The organism is Vibrio sp. 1402 (genome assembly GCF_033340275.1).
This window is the reverse complement of the sequence record NZ_JAWOWE010000043.1, coordinates 1-2288: the sequence shown is the minus strand read 5'-3', so window position 1 is coordinate 2288 and position 2288 is coordinate 1. Positions and strand designations below refer to the sequence as shown.

1 protein-coding gene and 2 tRNA genes are annotated in these 2288 nt (G+C 43.8%); all 3 read right to left on the bottom strand.

Features of this window, described 5'->3' with window-relative positions; genetic code table 11:
- Position 1 precedes the first annotated feature (1 nt).
- The 3 genes from R7044_RS23960 to R7044_RS23950 all read right to left on the bottom strand — a co-directional run bounded on the left by R7044_RS23960 (position 2) and on the right by R7044_RS23950 (position 2287).
- A tRNA-Phe gene (locus tag R7044_RS23960) sits at positions 2–77 on the bottom strand.
- Positions 78–310: 233 nt separating this feature from the next.
- Entirely contained in the window at positions 311–1936 is a 1626-nt protein-coding gene (locus R7044_RS23955) for a methyl-accepting chemotaxis protein (RefSeq protein ID WP_104975628.1), read from the bottom strand.
- Between the two features lie 275 nt (positions 1937–2211).
- Positions 2212–2287, bottom strand: a tRNA-Asn gene (locus tag R7044_RS23950).
- Between the last annotated feature and the right edge of the window lies 1 nt (position 2288).

The following is a 2288-nucleotide window of genomic DNA, read 5'->3' as shown; positions in this document are numbered from 1 at the left end:
GTGGTGCCCGGAGGCGGAATCGAACCACCGACACGAGGATTTTCAATCCTCTGCTCTACCGACTGAGCTATCCGGGCGACGAGGTGTATTAAAAGGCTTTTCGGCTTTCAGGTCAACAATAAAATTAAAATAAAATATCGTTTGATGAATTTGTGCTCGGAGTGGGCTGTTTTTATGCATTTTTAGCAGCAATGCGCCATGCTTTAAGCGATGTTTTAACATTGATAGTGTGTTCACTTGCAAAATAAAGGCGATAAAAACAAAAAAGCACGTCTGAAAACGTGCTTTTTATTGAACAATTGACTTTAAACTAGTGCTTTACTGAGAACTTGTTTACCCAACCTTCTAGCTCATTCGCTAGTGAAGCTAAACTTTGAGTACTTGATTGGCTCTCGGTTACGACAGAGTTGAGTTGGCCTCCGCTTTCCTCGATAAGGTTTATGCGTAGCGCAATATCATCGCTAACCTGCGTCTGCTCAGCGGCAGCAGTAGCGATCTGCTGGCTCATTGTGGTGATAGATTCTAACGCCGTTACAATTTGCTGTAGAGCTTCAGAGGCATTCTTAGACTCTGTAACAGTGCTTTCACTGGTTTCTGCACATATTTCCATTGTGTGAATGGCATTGCGAGAGCCTTCTTGCAGATTGGAGATCATATACTGAATCTCTTTTGTGCTGTCTTGTGTGCGTCCTGCTAGGTTGCGTACCTCATCAGCAACGACTGCGAAGCCTCGGCCTTGTTCTCCAGCACGTGCTGCTTCAATGGCTGCATTGAGTGCCAATAGGTTTGTTTGCTCTGCAATATCACCAATCACATCGAGCACTTTTACAATATTATTTACATCCTGATCTAGATCGGCGACCGCTTTACTCGCAGTATTTAATTGAGAAGCTAAACCTTGAATGTTTTCAACCGTGTTATGAATGAGTTTCTGAGTATGTTGGCTTTGTTTGTCAGCCTCGTCCGTATTGTTTGCGGTGTCGCTTGCTGAATTGGCAACATGGTTGGCTGAAGATGCCATTTCAGTCATCGCAGTGGCAATCATCGCCGTTGATTGCTGCTGAGATACGGTAAGATCGGCAATCGTATTTGATCGAGCTTCTACGGCAGATAACTCTGCGCGCAGTGCATGCATAGACTTCTCTAGGTTTGTCACCATGGTAGCTAGTGATTGACTCATATCTTGCACGGCACGATAGATACTTCCTCTCGGTGCCACAGTATCAAAACTGGTCTGAATGTCTCCTTGAGCGACAGCTTGAACTGCTTTACGCACGTCGTTAGGCTCTCCACCAAGTAGATGAAGCATTTTGCGAATCGAAATGATCAGGCCACTTAGAATACTTCCCGCGATAATCAGACACAGCACAAGCTGCCATTGTGCTGTCGACCAAAAACGTGCGTTAACTTCATTAAAGCCAATACCTGTACCGACAACCCAGCCCCAGTGTGGTGTTTTTTCTGCTATCGAGTGTTTTTCTTCAATGCTGCCATCAGCTTGTTTTTGGCTCCAGGTATATTCAATGATCTGACCTGTTTTGTGCCCCAATACATCTAGAATGAGTTGGCCTACGCTATTACCACTGCCATCTCTAAAGTCATGGAAGCTGGTTCCGTGTAGTTGAGGGTCTAGTGGTGCGGCGATGAACATCATATTTTCATCTGCGACATAAACGTATTCGTTGTCTTTGTAGATATTGTTACGAAGTAGGCGAGTGGCTAATGCTTTCGCTTCGTCTTCCGGCATTTTGCCTTCGATAGCCATCTTTTCTACTTCGGTAAGTATGCTGTACGCACTTTTAAATAGCTCAGTAACTCGAGCTTTGTTATCAAGGTTACTTGCGACGCGAAGTGTCCATAAGCCCGTTGCGGTCAGAGCTAGGAGAGCTAGCAATATGATCGCAGATAATAAATAGGCTTGAGTTTTTAGTTTCATATTTAGCTCACAAATAAAGTGTTATCACTATGCAAGGCATAGCTAAAAGAAGAAATGTAATAACTCGGGCATCTTAGTGAAGATAAATATGCTCGGATACTAATGCGTATTGAAATTACGATGAGGATTAAATTTTTAGCGTGAAATAAGTGTTTTTGAAGAAAGGATTTAATGTTCGCTGATGTTTAGAAATGAAGTGCAGATAAATGGGAAAGTGAGAAATGACGTATAAAGCAGATACAAAAAAGCCGCATCAAGTGATGCGGCTTTAAAAGTGGCTCCTCCTGCTGGGCTCGAACCAGCGACCTGCGGATTAACAGTCCGTCGCTCTACCAACTGAGCTAAGGAGGAA

What these genes read in the sequence shown, in the direction of transcription:
- R7044_RS23955 (WP_104975628.1), bottom strand. Translation starts at nt 1,936, where the DNA reads ATGAAACTAAAAACTCAAGCCTATTTATTATCTGCGATCATATTGCTA.